Origin of the sequence: Brucella ciceri (genome assembly GCF_041930145.1) — a bacterium.
GTDB lineage: Bacteria > Pseudomonadota > Alphaproteobacteria > Rhizobiales > Rhizobiaceae > Brucella > Brucella intermedia.
This window is the reverse complement of record NZ_JBHEEV010000001.1, coordinates 278,799-294,406: the sequence shown is the minus strand read 5'-3', so window position 1 is coordinate 294,406 and position 15,608 is coordinate 278,799. Positions and strand designations below refer to the sequence as shown.

The window sequence follows — 15,608 nt, the reverse complement described above, 5'->3', positions numbered from 1 at the left end:
TCTCCAGTCTTGCAGCTTCGCCGGTGCGCACAACGGTCGCCCCCATGCGGCGGACGACCGTTTCAAACACCAATCACACTGAACGGCTCAAGCCGCCATCCACGCGCAGGTTCTGCCCGGTGATATAGGCGGCGCCATCCGATGCGAGGAAGGAGATCGTCGCGGCGATTTCCTCGCTCTTGCCATAGCGCTGCAACGGAACGCTGGCGCGCCGCTCTTCCGTCTTCGGCAGGCTGTCGATCCATCCCGGAAGAACATTGTTCATGCGGATATTGTCGGCGGCATAGGTGTCGGCGAAAATCTTGGTGAAGGAGGCAAGCCCGGCACGGAACACAGCCGAAGTCGGGAACATGGCGCTCGGCTCGAAGGCCCATGCGGTCGAGATATTGATGATGACGCCGGATTTCTGCTTCTGCATCGTCGGCACGACAAGACGGGCCGGGCGAACCGCATTGAGGAAATAGGTGTCCATTCCCTTGTGCCAGTCTTCATCGGTGATTTCGAGGATCGGCGCGCGCGGGCCGTGGCCTGCGCTGTTGACCAGCACGTCGATACGGCCCCATTTTTCCAGAACAAGGTCAACAAGGCGCTTCAGATCATCGTTCGACTGGTTGGAGCCCGTGACGCCGACGCCGCCCAGTTCCTGCGCCAATGCCTCGCCCTTGCCGGAGGACGAAAGGATTGCAACCTTGAAACCGTCCTGCGCAAGCCTGCGTGCGGCGGCGGCGCCCATGCCGCTTCCGCCAGCCGTCACAATCGCTACTTTTTCTACTGTCATGATGCTTTCCTTTCGGGAAAAATGTTGCACGAGCGGTCAGCCGCCGATAACCATTCTTTGCAGTTATAGCCGAGAGCCACTATCCTGACGAACGAAAATGCGTAACGTCAGGCAGTAGAAAACCTATCGGGTTCAGTTCATGAAAAGGCTTCCTTCGCTCAATGGTCTGCGTGTGTTCGAAGTCGTCACGCGCCATCTGAACTTCCGTCTGGCGGCGGAAGAACTTGGCGTGACGCAGGCGGCGGTGGCCCAGCAGATACGCGGCCTTGAGGCGGAGCTTGGACTGAAACTCTTTGAACGCCAACCCCGCACGCTGGTCATGACCGAGGCGGCCCGCGCCTATATCGCCAGTGTGCGGCGGGCCTTCGACCTGCTTTCGGAAGCGACCGAAATGCTGCGACCCGAGCCGCAGCACCTGACCGTGAGCGTGACGCCGACCTTCGCGTCGAAATGGCTGATCCCGCGTCTGGCCGAATTTACGCAAGCGCATCCCGATATAGAATTGCGCATTGTCGCCAGCGACAAGGTCGCCAATTTCCAGACAGATGCCGTCGATCTTGCGGTGCGTTATGGCGAGCCGCCTTTCGGCCCGGGGCTGAATGCGGAGCTGCTTTTCGAGCACGTGATCGTTGCCGTCGCAAGTCCGGTTCTGGTTGAGAGGCTGGGTGATCCGGGCCTGCCGGAAAATCTGCAGCGCTATCCGCTGCTGCACGATGCGCATAATTTCTGGCCGCGATATCTGGAAAAGGCGTTTCCCGGCGGCGTGTCGGCTTCACCGAAAAATACGCGCTTCAACCAGACCTCGCTCGCCATCGATGCGGCAATCGCCGGGCACGGGCTGGCGCTGGCAAGCCGCTTCTTCGTGGAAAAGGAAATTGCCGCGGGCAGTCTCGTTCAGGCGCTGGCCACCGAATTGCGGGTGGGCGCGGATTTCTATGCGGTTTCGCTGCGAAAACCGCGCCATCCTGAATCCGTTGAGGCCGTGAAGGGCTGGCTGAAAAGCGCATCCCGAAAAGTGTGAAACGGTTTTCGGATGAGATGCGCGTCGATACAAACATAGCGCATCCCGAAAAGTGTGAAACGGTTTTTGGAAAAGATGCGCGCAATGCAGATAAAGCGCGAGCCCATCAGGTTGATGGCTCAGGCACTTCCAGCGGATTTTTGCGGCTGCGGGCCGGCATGGTGATGCAGACGAGGCAGATGACGACCAGAAGGACGCCAAACCAGCCGAGGGCGGACAGTCGCTCGCCGACGATCACCACCGCGAAGAACGCGGCGACGACCGGCTCGAACAGGGTGATCGTGGTCGCCACGCTTGTTTCCACGCGGCTCAAGCCGTAGCCGAAGCAGACATAGCCGAGGAACATCGGCACGAAAGCCATGTAAAGCCCGACTGCCGCATTGTTCCAGGAGGCGAGAAACGGTCCGCCGGTCGCGATCAGAACCGGCATCAGCAGAATGCCGCCTATGCCGAAGGTTGCGCCCATGGCGGTCGTCGACGATATGCCGCCCTGCATCAGCTGGCGCGCGCAGGAGGAATAAAGCGCATAGGTAAAGCCTGCCACGAGGCCGAGCAGCGAGCCGATGAGCGGTGAGCCGTCAGCGGAGACGGCGTGACTGCCGCCATCCTCCGATATGCTGAGCAGGACCATGCCGATGATGCCTATCGTGGCCCCCGCCAGCCAGCGGAGCGATGGGCGAAAGCCGCTTTGCCTGTATTCGATCCCGGCGGAAAGCAGCGGGGCGGAGCCGAGCGAAATGACCGTCCCGATGGTTACGCCCGCCATCCGCATGGAGGCATAGAAGGCGAGGGGATAGATGGCGACGCAGATCGCGCCCAGCATTAGGATGCGCCATTGATCGGCGAGCGCCTTTCGCGAGGCGATGATGCCGCGCCAGGCGATTGCCGCCTGTGCAAGCCCGCCAAGGCCCATGGCGGCGGCGCCGATTGCAGCCGCGCCGACTTCGGGCGCGAAAGTCGCCGCGGTGCCGGTTGTCCCCCAGATCGTGGAAGCGGCGATGATGGCGGCCACGCCCAGAAAATAGCTTTTCGATGATTGCATTTTTACACGGGTTTCAAAATCGTTGCGACCATCGCCCTGGCTTCGCCAAGACGCGCACTGTTGCCCTCCAGCCCGGCCCGCATGATCGCTCCTTCGAGTATGAAGGAGAGCTGCACGGCCAGCTGGCGGACGCGTGGCGGATCGTCGGGGATCAGGCCGGTGAGGTGGGTCACGAGCAGGCCCTCGACCTCTTCCTTGTGCTTTCTCACCGCCTCGCGGCCCGGATCGCCAGCGGGCAGTTCCGCCGCCGCATTCAGGAGGCCGCAGCCGCGAAACCCGTGTTCATAGGCAAATTCCGCGTGATCGCGATAGGCGTCGAACACCGCCAGCAGCCCGCCCATCGGGCCTGCTGCCTTCTCCAGCCGCTTTTCATAGAGGTTCAGCCATTCGGCGTGGCGATGCTCCAGATAGGTTGCCACCAGCTCCGCCTTGGAGGTGAAGTTGTTGTAGAGGCTCTGCTTCGCCACGCCTGCGCGCTGGATGATCGCGTCGATCCCGGTGGCCGAAATGCCCTCGTCGTAAAACAGTTCTGCTGCCGCTTGCAGAAGCCGCTCCCGCGCCGGTTTTGAAGTTGGTGTGACGGAATCGCTCATAATACATGCCTAGATGATTAGGTAGACCAGTCTACCTAATCGAAGGATGGAGTCAATCCGGGGTCAGCCTTGACGTCTGACCCGAACAGACCTGTCAGTTGTCAGGGAAAGGCATATCGAAACACGTCGTTCAAATAGGCCTCATTCTGAATCGGAAGTGCGTCGTTCCAATTCGTTCAAAGCCTTGGGACGTGTAGAAGTTGATTGCGGAGGTATTTTCCGAGTTCGTGGTCAGCCATACGGAAGGAGCCCTCGCATCGCGCGCGTGGCGCAAGGCTTCCTGCAACAGTGCTCGCCCGATCCCGTTTCCGTGATGTCGCGGCTGGACGTAAAGCGTCGAAATTTCCATTGTCGAACAATTATCTATCGGAGCGGAGCTTTTGGAACTGATCCGGGTGAAGCCATCCAGACCGTCTTTATTCTCCGAAACGACAATATGTTCATCGGCGTCTTCGATGAGGTTCCGGAATTTTTCCTCCGTGAACTCGCTTAGAGCATAATCGGCAAAAAATGCGTTCACGCCCCGGCGGATGTAGGTGCCCAGCCAAACCTCAATCGAGATGGCTGCGAGAACAGAAGCGTCAGAAATTTGTGCTGTTCGCAAGCCCATGGGCAACTGCACTCCAACAGGAAAAATAATAATCAGGAATAAAGGCTTGGCTCAATATTTACAGCACATATAAACGTTGATGGGATGTCGTGACAAGTTTGGCACTATCCCCCTTGTCCCCCGGGAGAGATTCACGTATCGCCTATGTGAGGCAGATGGAACGGGAGGTCGTCCGGTGCCGCAGAGAATTTCCCCCCTCGCGCCTTTCCAATACAAGACATTCCGGGCGCTTTGGTCAGCTACACTGGTTTCCAACCTTGGCGGTCTGGTGCAGACCGTCGGCGCTGGCTGGATGATGGCAACCATCGCCCATTCGGACGATATGGTTGCTCTGGTGCAGGCTTCGACAACCTTGCCCGTGATGATCTTTTCGGTCGCCGCCGGTGCCCTGGCCGACAATTTCGACCGCCGCCGCATCATGCTCACCGCGCAGGTTCTGCTGCTGGTCATTTCGGTCGCGCTGGCGGCTTTCGCCTATCTTGGCATATTGACGCCCTGGATGCTGCTGAGCTTCACGTTCCTCATCGGCTGCGGCGGGGCCTTGCACAATCCTTCATGGCAGGCGTCGATGGGCGACATCGTGCCCCGCACCGACCTGCCTGCCGCCGTGGCGCTCAACAGCATGAGCTTCAATCTCATGCGCAGCATCGGTCCGGCCATCGGCGGTATCATCGTTGCGGCGGCTGGTGCTGCTTTTGCCTTTATTTTCAATGCGTTCAGCTATTGCGCGCTCATTCTGGCGCTCTGGCAGTGGAAGCCCGAAACGGTCAAATCCACCTTGCCGCGCGAAACGCTGGGACCGGCCATGATGGCGGGGCTGCGTTATGTGGCCATGTCGCCGAACCTGCTGAAAGTGATGTTCAGGGGCTTTCTGTTCGGCCTGTCCGCGATCGTCATCCTGGCGCTTCTTCCGCTGGTCGCCCGCGATCTCGTCCACGGAACGGCGCTGACCTACGGCATCATGCTGGGTTTCTTCGGGCTTGGCGCCATTGGCGGTGCCTTGCTCAGCGCCCGGCTGCGCGAGCTTCTCGGCAATGAATGGCTGGTGCGCGGAGCTTTCGTGGCCTTTGCGGTCAGCTGCGGCCTGCTGTCGATCAGCCGGAACATGTGGCTCAGCTGCATTTTCCTGCTGCCTGCCGGTGTGTCGTGGGTCCTGGCGCTGTCTCTGTTCAACGTCACCGTGCAGCTTTCCACGCCGCGCTGGGTGGTGGGGCGCGCGCTGGCGTTTTACCAGACGGCGACCTTCGGCGGAATGGCTGCGGGCAGCTGGCTCTGGGGTGCCGTGGCGGATGAATATAACGTGCCGGGTGCGCTTCTTGCTGCCGCTGTCGTGCTCGTTTTCGGCGCTCTGATCGGTCTTCTCCTGCCGCAGCCCGAGTTCGAATCCCTCAATCTCGATCCGCTCAACCGTTTCAGCGAGCCGCAGCTTCGGCTTGATCTTCGCTCACGCAGCGGCCCGATCATGATCATGGTCGACTACAAGATCGCGCAGGAAGACGTTCCCGCATTCCTTTCCGCCATGGCCTTGCGGCGGCGCATGCGTATCCGCGACGGCGCCCGGCAATGGGTGCTGCTGCGCGATCTTGAGAACCCGGAAACCTGGACGGAAAGCTATCACGTGCCGACCTGGGTGGAATATGTCCGCCATAACCAGCGCCGGACCAAGGCCGATGCCGAAGTGTCGGAAAGGCTGCTCGCCTTGCACAAGGGAGACAAGCCGCCGCTGGTCCATCGCATGATCGAAAGGCAGACGGTTCCGGTGCATGACGACATGCCGCTCAAGGCGCATCTCGACCTGTCTTGAGCAGCGATTTCAAATTGAGGCAGAACCGCGAATTCCGCAAAACCGGCAGCGAAACGCTGCTTGGGGAACGAAAGTGTGCCCTTTTCGCATCGATTTTTGTGGCGAAGAACCGACTAAATCATGGCGAAATCAAGGCTAGAAGCCCATTCGCTCCCGCAGGGGCTTCCGATAGGATCGCGAAACCGGCCATGACTGATCAACGCCGCGCATCCTGATCAGCCATTTGTCGATCATGCTTCTGTCTATGTCCGAAACATGCAGAACATTGATGAATGTCGTGCGGTGAATGCGCAAAAAGAGACTTGGCGGAAGAATGCCCGCCCATATGCCGAGCGGTCGGGAATCGAGAACCTTGGAACCGTCGCCAAACCATATCTCGCTGTAATTGCCTGCCGAGCGGACCCCTATGATTTCTTCCGGTGAAACACCGCGCATTACGCCGCGTTTGCTGACATAGATCACCGAGGTCGGGTCGGTTTCCTCATGCCTGACGGGCTCGTCTTCAGGCGTCGCATATTTCGCCTGGGCGATCAGGCTTGCGCATTGGAACATGGCCTTGATCTCGGCCCGCGACCATCGTCTGGCTTCCACTGTCGTATCGAAGCCGATGATCCCGCGCAGCCGATCGTGATGAAAGAGGGGAATGCTGAGAATGCTCTGGTTTCCCTGCCGCAGAAACTCCGCCTGAAGGGCGCGGGCGGTGCGTGGCAGCCCTCGGACGTCGTGAACCGCGACGGCCTGTCCCCTGGTCAGATAGCGGTGCAGCCATGCGATCAGCGTAGTCGGAATTTCCTGAAGCTCGGCGATATAGGGCGTCGTACTGCCCTTGCACCATTCATGCGAATTGCGAAACCGCAGGAGATCGGGCGTATATTCGATCATCCATGCCCGGTCCGCCCGCGAAGCATTGCCGACGGCGGCGAGAAATTCCGAAATGGCGTTTCCGACAGGTTTCCGAAGCAGATGCAATGCGCAGACATAGGGCCAGTCGAGTGCCGGCGCCTCCGCGCACTCCGTTTCGGAATAGATCCGATAGGCCCCAACCGCACTATCCAAGCCGCCTCCCAAAATGTCGCGTGATCGAAATCCGTCATCCAGTAATAGCAAGACAGTATATTGAATATAATTGCCCGCTATTTGCAATGGAATTCACGCGGCCAATACAACCGATGTTACTGGCGGCTCGTCCGGTGGTAAGGGGACGAAATTGGCGAGGGGATGGCGGAAAGCCGGTCGATAGCCCCAAAAAGCCTCGGTATGTGTGGTGATAGCATAATCATACCGAGGCTGCGCATTTGCCTGATTCCGCCGAAGCGGTGCGCGAAATCAGATTAGTGATCATTGCGACAGAAAGAAGTCTTACTTCGTAGGGGCAAGGAATGGCTGTGGATCAATTAATCCGGACCCGGATTAATTTCAAATCGCACAAAGTTTATTTCAAATACTTCGCACGGCCATGCCTTTGATTTGACTTCCGTTCAGCCGATATCTTCGACCTGGTCGAGATACTGGCCATATCCTTCGGCTTCCATCCGGTCCTTCGGAATGAAGCGCAGCGATGCGGAATTGATGCAGTAGCGAAGCCCGCCGCGATCGACCGGGCCGTCAGGAAAGACATGCCCCAGATGGCTGTCGCCATGGGCCGAACGCACTTCCGTCCGCACCATGCCATGCGAAACATCGGTCAGTTCCGCGACATTGGCGGGTTCGATGGGCTTTGTGAAGCTGGGCCAGCCGCAATGGGACTCATATTTGTCGGCAGAGGCGAAAAGCGGTTCGCCCGAAACGATGTCGACATAGATTCCCGGCTCCTTGTTATAGAGATATTCGCCGGTTCCAGGGCGCTCGGTGCCGCTTTCCTGCGTGACGCGATATTGCTCCGGCGTCAGCCTGGCAATCGCTTCCGGGTTCTTGCTGTAGGTCATGATGTGCGCTCCCTTGATATGTCTCCAGAATCTAGGACGACGAGAGCAACTATTCCAGCCCGCCGCAAATGACGAACTGTTGAAGAACCGCAAAACCGGAAACCCGGACCTACCGGCTGATCCGGACGCGTGGAAAAATTTCCATGGTCAGGTAGTGCTCGTCGAAACTGGAAATATGGACGAGGGCGGACCGGTTGAAGAACTCCACCTCATTGTTGCGGAACACAAGAAGTTCGTCTTCGCGAAGTTCGCGCAGCATGCGGTTGATATGGATCGGCGTCAGCCCGAGCGCATCGGCAAGTTCGCTCTGGGTCAGCGGGCAAAAGAAGCTGTTCTCGTCGCCCGTGCCGTTGATGCGCGCCCGGTGGCCGAGTTCCAGCAGAAGATGCGCGATGCGAACAAGTGCGCTGCGGCGGCCGATGCTGATGAGATGTTCGATCAGGATAGCACGCTGCCGGGCCATCAGTTCCATGAACGTCATGGCGAGGCGGGGCGACTTGAGCAGGCTTTCGGTGAGATGGTCCAGCGAGATTTCGAGGACGGAAAGCTCCGTAACCGAAATGAGCGTGTAATAGTTGAAACCGAGCCCGGTGCGGAAACCGAGAAAATCGCCTTTCATGGGAAAGTCGAGTATCTGGCGGTCACCATCGGGAAGATCGCGATAGATGCAGCCCCAGCCGCTCTTTATGATATGGACCGAATTGGCCCAGTCTCCCTGGCTGCTTACCACGGTGTGGGCGGCATAGGTTTTGGAAGCCATGGGCAGGGCGGCGAGCACGCTGAGATCGCTTTCTTCAAAAACCGCGCCTATGGGCGCGCTTTCCAGAAAATGGCGCAGCGATTTTGCTTCGTCGGCATTTACCACCATTGAGCCTACCTGCCGTTTCGCCCAGCAAAGGAAATATAAATTTTAAGTCAGGTGTCCCCGCATTCGTTTTTTCCCCGCTCTCGCCCGGAAGCGGGGCATCGCAAGAGTTTTATCGAGGGCGGTTGTTTTGGCAAGGTAGTAATTTCTACCACTAATTGGGTATATATCCGCGCTTCTTCTAAACCATATTTTGCCGAAGCCCTTAATCTAGGTTAATGACACTGTAGAAAATTTCAGGCAACTTTCCAGACTAGTTTCCCCCGTTGGTTGTCTATATATCACAAAGATCAATAAAACAGGGTAACCGATGCGCATGCTTGATTGTCATGCGCAAGAAACGGAGGCGTGTAATTAAATTGGGTTAGAGGGCGAACAAATGAACATTTCACCAAAATTCAGCAACAGAACCACTGAAATAAAGAATAACGGCTTTGGAGCGACAAGAGATGCTTCCTTCAAGCCTGAACTGCCCAGTGACAGCGTGTTGCCGTTGCTGGTTATCATAGATAACCGTGCGCTGGATCGCGAGTGCCTGGCACACGGATTGACCAATCACAGTATCGAAATGTCGATTGCCACATTCAGCTCGTTCGAGCAGTGGCAGCATCAGCGTCGGGGCCGCACGGCGGGCGCGGTGCTTTTCAATATCGGCGGCCAGAAGGTTTCCGACCCGGCGGTCGGCAATTATCTCAATCGCATCGTTACGGACTGCGCCCCGGCGCCCGTCATTCTTCTGGCCGACAAGGAAGAAATCTCGCAGGTCCTCAAGGCGCTCGACCATGGAGTGAAGGGTTATATCCCCACCTCGGTCAATGTGAATGTCTGCGTCGAAGCATTGCGGCTTGCCATGGCGGGAGGAACCTTCGTGCCGGCCAGCAGCGTGCTCGCCCTGCGGCACGCCACCGATCCGAATTCGCAGCGCCTGCAGCCTCTCGGCGGAATGTTCACCCAGCGCCAGGCCGAAGTGGTCAATGCGCTGCGCCGCGGCAAGGCGAACAAGATCATCGCCTATGAACTGAAACTGCGGGAAAGCACCGTGAAGGTTCATATCCGCAACATCATGAAGAAGCTGAAGGCATCCAACCGCACCGAGGTGGCTTGCATCATCAACGAGCTGTTCCCGTCGGAAACATCGTTTTCCGACCTGCAATAGGGCGCGACCCGACGCCCGCTTTAGGGGCAAGGGGACATTCAGCGGACTGAACTATTCCGTGAAGGAGAATTTGGGTGATTATCTCCGACGTTTCGGCAGGAAACGGGCGGCAGCCGGTGGCTGACCTGCTCGACATTATAAAACGCAGAAAAATGATGCTGATCGTGCCGGTGGTCGCGGGCATTGGCGTCGGTTTTGCAGGCTATCTCACAGCGCCGGTCAGTTATGTGTCGGAGTCCGTGCTGGTGCTGGATATGCGGCGGTTGCAGGCGCTTCCCAATGAAAGCGCCATCACGCCGCTGCCGCAGGACAGTCCCGTTCTGCGTTCGGAACTCGATATCATCAATTCCCGCATGATGGCGCGCAAGGTCATCGACATATTGCAAGCGGAGAACATAACCGTGCCGACGCAATTCCGCTCGCGCACGGTCTTGTCGTCCGCCTCGGATGCGGCGTCGCAGGCCAAGGGCGCGCGCGAGGTCGATCCGGCCCTGCGTGAGCGCCAGCAGATAGACCTGCTTCTTTCGCGGTTGCGCGTCACCAATGACGGACGGTCCTACACGATCTTCATTTCCTATCGCGCATCCGACCGGGTCTATGCGGCACAGGTCGCCAATGCGTTCGCCACGGCCTATCTCGACCACCAGATCGACGTGCAGCAATCGGCAACGCGGCGCATCAGCGAGTGGCTTGGCGACAAGCTTGGGAACTTGCGCAGCGACCTTGAAAGCGCGGAGCGTGCCGCGGAAGAATTCCGCCAGAAGTCGCGGCTTGCGGGCGATCAGGGGCAGATCAGCTTTCAGGCCCAGCGCGTGGCGGCGCTGAACAGCGAGATCGTCGCCGCAACGGGCGCCGTTTCGCTTGCCGAGGCGCGGCTGCGCACGGCGGAAGAATTGAAGGATAAGGATGAAGCGCCCGCGCTGGCTGAAGTTTTGGCGTCGCCCGCGATCCAGACCTTGCGCAGCGAGCAGGCGCGCGTCGAGCGGCAGCTTGGCGAATTGCAGTCGAACGGTGCGCTGAAGAGCGCCGAAATCCCCGTGCTGAAAGCCGAACAGGAAGCGTTGAAACAGCAGATTTCCAGCCAGGTCGGCGATATCATCAAGAGCCTTGGCAACGAAATCCAGATAGCGCGCCAGCGGCGCAGTGGACTGGAAGAAGCGTTGAAGAAGGCGGAGGCCGACCTTGCCGAGGCCAATCAGGCGCAGGTGAAAGCCGTGCAGCTTGACCGTGAAGCCAATGCCAGCCGCACGGTCTATGAAAGCTATCTGACGCGTTACAAGCAACTGATCGAGCAGGACGGCATGGCTGCGCCGGAAGCGCAGATGATTTCTCCGGCGGAACCGGCAATGGCCAAGGCCAGCCCGAACCTGCCCAACTGGCTGTTGCTGGGGCTGGGGCTTGGCGGGCTGGTTGCGCTTGCAGGCACGATGCTGAAGGAAACATTCGACAAGATCAGGCCCGCACAGACGGCATCGCTGGTGCTGCCCGGCATTCCGGCGGCGACGCTGCTGCCGGTCTCGCCGCAGATGACCGTGCCGCTTCTGGTCAATCGCGGTCTCGATCCGGCAAGCCCGTTCGGTCGCGCCATCAAGTCCGTGCATGATCGTGTTCGGGCGCTGACGCGCGGTCGGGATTCGCTGGCGCTTTCGGTGGTTTCCCTGTCCAGCGGCGAAGGAAAGACACTGCTGATCACCGCGCTCGCACAACAGATCGCCGCCACCGGACTGACGGTTGCAGTCATCGACGCGACCAACAGGCGGTCGGGGCTGGCGGAGGCCTTCGGGTTGCCGCACAATGATTTTGGCGGTGTGTCCACCGGTCGGCAGCTCACCGGCGCGACGCTCGTGCACGACCATGGCTCCGGTATCGATATCATCAAGCCGAACAGCCTGATGCGCGAGGGAGACTGGCTGGCCGAACTGATTGCCCAGCTTCGCGCCGATCACAAGATCATTCTCGTCGATCTTCCGGCGGTCATGGAAGACAAGCGCTCGGTTCTCCTTTCACGGGCAACCGATACGGCGCTGCTCGTGGTCCAGTCAGACCGCCAGGACCAGCTTGCAACCAATGCGCTGATACAGACGATGGCCTCCTTCGGGCGCAAGCCGGCGCTGGCGGTGGTGAATCAGAACATTGCCTCCTATCGAAGCTGGATCTCGCTTCCCGTCGCGCTGTGCGGGCTGGGCCTGCGCAAGACGGGGCAGGCTATAGGCGGCATTTTCACGCGACGGCGAAAACCGGTCGCAGGCAGCGTTCAGGAATAGGCGTGAGGGCAAGCCAATGGCACACAGGATCATGAAAAACCGCATCGCCGCCCATCTGCGGGCCACCATGCTCGCGGGGCTCATTCTGGTTGGCGGAAGCCTCGCCGCGCTTGGCGAAGGGCAGGCCTACCGGGTCGGGGCCAACGACGTGTTGCAGGTGACAGTTTATGGCCAGCCGTCCCTGACGGGGCTTTACCCGGTCGATGTGGACGGCAATATCGGCTATCCGATCGTGGGCAATATTCCGGTGAGCGGGCTCACCATCAACGAGATCGGCGAGAAAATCGCCGGGTCGCTGTCGCAGCACATTCCCGGCCTGACGGTTACCGCAACCATCAACCAGTACGCGCCGGTGTTTGTCGTCGGCGACGTGAAGGCGCCGGGAAAATACCAGTTCCGGCCCGGCATGGTGGCGCTTGAACTGATGGCGCTGGGCGGCGGGGCCGGCAAAGCGGAGACGCCGGCGCTGACCGCCGGGATGCAGCTTATCACCGTCCAGCAGGAATATGTGGATCTGCAGATGCAGATCACCGCCATGACGATACGGCGCGCCCGCTTCGAGGCGGAACTGAACGGCACGGAATTCAACTATGTCCTTCCGGAACAGCCTGCCGCCAGCAAGGAAACGGCGGCGCTGACGCAGCAGATGCTGGACGGGGAAAAGACCGTCTTCAATGTCCGCCGCAACAATCTCGCCGCTGAACGTCAGGCGCTGGAAGCGCAGGCCGCGAGCTATGGCGACGAAATAGAGACCTTGCAGCAGAGCATCAAGCTGCACGACACGGAAATCGGGCTGTTGCAGGAGAATGTGGATTCCAGCAAGTCGCTGGTGGATCGTGGGCTGGCCGCCAAGTCCAACCTGCGCGACATGGAGCGCGATCTGTCGGCGACCCGGCGCGCCGCGCTGGAGCTTGCCTCCTTCCTCGCGCGGGCGAGGCAGAACCAGCTTGCCATGCAGCAGCGCATCGCCAATCTGGACGAAATCCGCAAGAGCGAGGCTGCGACGGCCTTGCAGGACATAGACCTCAACATTGCCCGGATGGAGCGCCGCAGCAATGCGCAGCTTCAGACCATGGCCGAAATCGCCAAGTCCTCCGGCAATATCGCCTCGTCCACGCTGCGCCAGAAGCTGATCTTCTCGATCAGCCGCATCGTTGATGGAAGTTTCCAGGATATCGTTGCCGATGAGCGCACGGAGATCAGGCCCGGCGATATCCTGCGCGTCGAGCTCGACATGAGCAGGGTCGGCGGCTCGCCCTCATAGGGCGAGCTTTTTCTTCAGCCAAGATTCAGTCAGGATTAGGAATTTTTCAGCGCCGGTTTTCAGGCCGCGACAGGATCGGCGGTTTCCCGCGCCCAATCGCGATAGACGTCGCGCAGGCCGTCTTCCAGACGGATGCGCGGTTTCCAGCCAAGCGCCCGCATGCGCGACGTGTCGAGAAGCTTGCGCGGCGTGCCGTCGGGCTTGCTGAGATCATGCTCGAAGCGGCCCTCGTAGCCGACGGCGCGGGCGACGGTGAGCGCCAGGTCCCTGATCGAAATCTCGTCGCCCGTTCCGATATTCATCGGCTCGATGCCGTCATAGAAGCGCAGCATGTGCAGGCAGGCATCGGCAAGGTCGTCCACATGCAAAAATTCCCGCAAGGGCTTGCCGCTGCCCCACAGCGTGACGTGATCGATGCCGCGCACCTTGGCCTCATGAATCCGCCGGATTAGCGCTGGCAGCACATGCGAGCTTTCGGGATCGAAATTGTCGTTCGGGCCGTAGAGATTGGTCGGCATCGCCGTCATGAAGCGGTTGCCATATTGCCGCGCGCAGGCCTCGGCATATTTCAGTCCGGCGATCTTGGCGATGGCATAGGCTTCATTTGTCGGCTCCAGAGGGCCGGTCAGCAGCGCGTCCTCGGTGAGCGGCTGCGCCGCGTCGCGGGGATAGATGCAGCTTGAGCCGAGCCACAAGAGGCGCTCGACGCCGTTCTGGTGGGCGGCGCGGATGAGGTTCATGCCGATGGCGAGATTGTCGTATAGAAAATCCGCCGGATATTGCGAATTGGCAAGAATACCGCCGACGCGGGCGGCGGCGATGATGATGACATCCGGCTTGCGACCGCTGATGAAATTTTCCGTCGGTCCCTGCCGGGTCAGGTCGAGCGTGTTATGCGCGGCAGTGATGATGTCGCAATCCGTGTCTTGCAGGCGGCGAAGGATGGCCGAACCGACCATGCCCGTATGCCCGGCAACGAAGATTTTCTTGCCTTCGAGCGAATAGAGAGGGGCGATCTCAGCCGTAGAAGTCATTGCGTCCGACCTCCCGCATGATGTTGCGCAAATCCCAGTCGACCATTTCGGCGACGAGATTGTCGAAGCCGGTCGTATGCTGCCAGCCGAGGCGGTTTCTCGCCTTGGAGGCATCGCCGAGCAGGAAATCGACTTCGTTCGGGCGGAAATAGCGCGGATCGATCTCGATCAGGCAATTGCCGGATTTGCGGTCGCGGCCAATCTCCTCCACGCCGTCGCCCTGCCATTCGATCTCCTTGTCGACCGCCTTGAAGGCGTGTTCGACAAATTCACGCACCGTATGCGTTTCGCCGGTGGCAAGCACATAATCGTCGGGAACATCTTCCTGCAGGATGCGCCACATGCCCTCGACATAATCACGGGCATGGCCCCAGTCGCGGCGGGCATCGAGATTGCCGAGGCGAAGCCTGTCCTGAAGGCCGCGTTCGATTGCCGCGACGGCCCGCGTGATCTTGCGGGTGACGAAGGTCTCGCCGCGTAGCGGGCTTTCGTGATTGAACAAAATGCCGTTGGAGGCATGGAAGCCATAGGCGTCCCGATAATTGACCGTTGTCCAGTAGGCATAGAGCTTCGCGGTCGCATAAGGGCTGCGCGGCGCAAAAGGCGTCTGTTCGTTCTGGGCCGTGGGCGAGCTGTTGCCGAAAAGCTCCGATGTGGAAGCCTGGTAGAAGCGGCATGTCTTGCCGAGCCCCAGAATCCGCATGGATTCAAGCAGGCGAAGCGTGCCGAGCGCATCGGCATTTGCCGTGTATTCAGGCGTTTCAAAGCTCACCTGCACATGGCTCTGGGCGCCGAGATTGTAAATCTCGTCGGGCCGCACTTCCTGAATGACCCGGCACAGATTGGTCGCATCCGTCAGGTCGCCGAAATGCAGGCGAAAGCGAATGTCGTCTTCGTGCGGGTCCTGATAGAGATGGTCGATGCGGGCCGTGTTGAACGAGGAAGACCGCCGTTTCAGACCATGCACGCGATAGCCTTTCTTGAGCAGAAGCTCGCTTAGATAAGCGCCGTCCTGTCCGGTCACACCGACGATGAGAGCTGTTTTCTCCTGCAAGACCCTGCCTCCGATCAGAAACTCGATGAAGCCATGTTAGCGATTTCCGGCGCGGGCAGAACGGCTCCAAAACGGCAATCGCGGGCGGTAACCTCCCTCTTAGGATGAGGCTGGCGGCGCGCCCGGCATGGCCTGTTTCACCCAAAGAGGTAGGCGGTTCGCCCGCTGTCGGTGCCTGCCATGCCTTTGTGTTTCTTG

At 59.5% G+C, this 15,608-nt stretch carries 14 protein-coding genes; 5 read left to right on the top strand and 9 right to left on the bottom strand.

Features of this window, described 5'->3' with window-relative positions; genetic code table 11:
- Positions 1 to 73 precede the first annotated feature (73 nt).
- A complete protein-coding gene (locus JNC63_RS01270) occupies positions 74 to 778 on the bottom strand; it encodes an SDR family oxidoreductase (RefSeq protein WP_075041519.1) in 705 nt (234 codons plus the stop codon).
- Between the two features lie 139 nt (positions 779 to 917).
- On the opposite strand from JNC63_RS01270, the gene JNC63_RS01265 reads away from it, so the two are divergent.
- Positions 918 to 1,799: a LysR substrate-binding domain-containing protein gene (locus JNC63_RS01265; protein WP_075041518.1), complete on the top strand. Its 882-nt coding sequence runs from the start codon at positions 918 to 920 to the stop codon at positions 1,797 to 1,799.
- A 106-nt stretch (positions 1,800 to 1,905) separates the two neighbouring features.
- On the opposite strand, the gene JNC63_RS01260 is transcribed toward JNC63_RS01265, so the two are convergent.
- The 3 genes from JNC63_RS01260 to JNC63_RS01250 all read right to left on the bottom strand — a co-directional run bounded on the left by JNC63_RS01260 (position 1,906) and on the right by JNC63_RS01250 (position 4,044).
- Positions 1,906 to 2,841 (bottom strand): DMT family transporter, encoded by a 936-nt coding sequence (locus JNC63_RS01260; RefSeq protein WP_075041517.1) that lies wholly within the window; start codon positions 2,839 to 2,841, stop codon positions 1,906 to 1,908.
- A gap of 2 nt (positions 2,842 to 2,843) precedes the next feature.
- Positions 2,844 to 3,434, bottom strand: coding sequence for a TetR/AcrR family transcriptional regulator (locus tag JNC63_RS01255; RefSeq protein ID WP_075041516.1), 591 nt, complete (start codon positions 3,432 to 3,434; stop codon positions 2,844 to 2,846).
- Positions 3,435 to 3,564: 130 nt separating this feature from the next.
- Positions 3,565 to 4,044, bottom strand: coding sequence for a GNAT family N-acetyltransferase (locus JNC63_RS01250; protein ID WP_247644410.1), 480 nt, complete (start codon positions 4,042 to 4,044; stop codon positions 3,565 to 3,567).
- Between the two features lie 175 nt (positions 4,045 to 4,219).
- Between JNC63_RS01250 and JNC63_RS01245 the strand changes: the two genes are divergently transcribed.
- Positions 4,220 to 5,848 (top strand): MFS transporter, encoded by a 1,629-nt coding sequence (locus JNC63_RS01245; RefSeq protein ID WP_374846103.1) that lies wholly within the window; start codon positions 4,220 to 4,222, stop codon positions 5,846 to 5,848.
- A 135-nt stretch (positions 5,849 to 5,983) separates the two neighbouring features.
- Here JNC63_RS01245 and JNC63_RS01240 read toward each other — a convergent pair whose 3' ends face one another.
- From JNC63_RS01240 to JNC63_RS01230, 3 genes are all read right to left on the bottom strand, one after another.
- Entirely contained in the window at positions 5,984 to 6,904 is a 921-nt protein-coding gene (locus tag JNC63_RS01240; RefSeq protein ID WP_075041515.1) for a GAF domain-containing DNA-binding protein, read from the bottom strand.
- Between the two features lie 422 nt (positions 6,905 to 7,326).
- Positions 7,327 to 7,773 carry a peptide-methionine (R)-S-oxide reductase MsrB gene (gene msrB, locus JNC63_RS01235; protein ID WP_006468626.1) on the bottom strand — a complete coding sequence of 149 codons (447 nt, stop codon included), beginning with the start codon at positions 7,771 to 7,773 and terminating at the stop codon, positions 7,327 to 7,329.
- Between the two features lie 109 nt (positions 7,774 to 7,882).
- Positions 7,883 to 8,641, bottom strand: a complete 759-nt coding sequence (locus JNC63_RS01230) for a Crp/Fnr family transcriptional regulator (RefSeq protein WP_075041514.1) — start codon at positions 8,639 to 8,641, stop codon at positions 7,883 to 7,885.
- A gap of 376 nt (positions 8,642 to 9,017) precedes the next feature.
- On the opposite strand from JNC63_RS01230, the gene JNC63_RS01225 reads away from it, so the two are divergent.
- The 3 genes from JNC63_RS01225 (at position 9,018) to JNC63_RS01215 (ending at position 13,322) form a co-directional block, all read left to right on the top strand.
- Positions 9,018 to 9,794 (top strand): response regulator transcription factor, encoded by a 777-nt coding sequence (locus JNC63_RS01225; RefSeq protein ID WP_006468628.1) that lies wholly within the window; start codon positions 9,018 to 9,020, stop codon positions 9,792 to 9,794.
- A gap of 74 nt (positions 9,795 to 9,868) precedes the next feature.
- Positions 9,869 to 12,058, top strand: a complete 2,190-nt coding sequence (locus JNC63_RS01220; protein ID WP_374846102.1) for a GumC family protein — start codon at positions 9,869 to 9,871, stop codon at positions 12,056 to 12,058.
- A 16-nt stretch (positions 12,059 to 12,074) separates the two neighbouring features.
- Positions 12,075 to 13,322, top strand: coding sequence for a polysaccharide biosynthesis/export family protein (locus tag JNC63_RS01215; RefSeq protein ID WP_075041512.1), 1,248 nt, complete (start codon positions 12,075 to 12,077; stop codon positions 13,320 to 13,322).
- Between the two features lie 59 nt (positions 13,323 to 13,381).
- Here JNC63_RS01215 and JNC63_RS01210 read toward each other — a convergent pair whose 3' ends face one another.
- Together JNC63_RS01210 and gmd are read right to left on the bottom strand one after the other, a co-directional pair.
- Positions 13,382 to 14,356, bottom strand: a complete 975-nt coding sequence (locus JNC63_RS01210; protein ID WP_075041511.1) for a GDP-L-fucose synthase family protein — start codon at positions 14,354 to 14,356, stop codon at positions 13,382 to 13,384.
- On the bottom strand, positions 14,340 to 15,410 hold the full coding sequence (gmd, locus tag JNC63_RS01205; protein WP_075041510.1) for a GDP-mannose 4,6-dehydratase: 1,071 nt from the start codon (positions 15,408 to 15,410) through the stop codon (positions 14,340 to 14,342). Before gmd ends, JNC63_RS01210 begins: the two co-directional genes overlap by 17 nt.
- Positions 15,411 to 15,608: the final 198 nt, after the last annotated feature.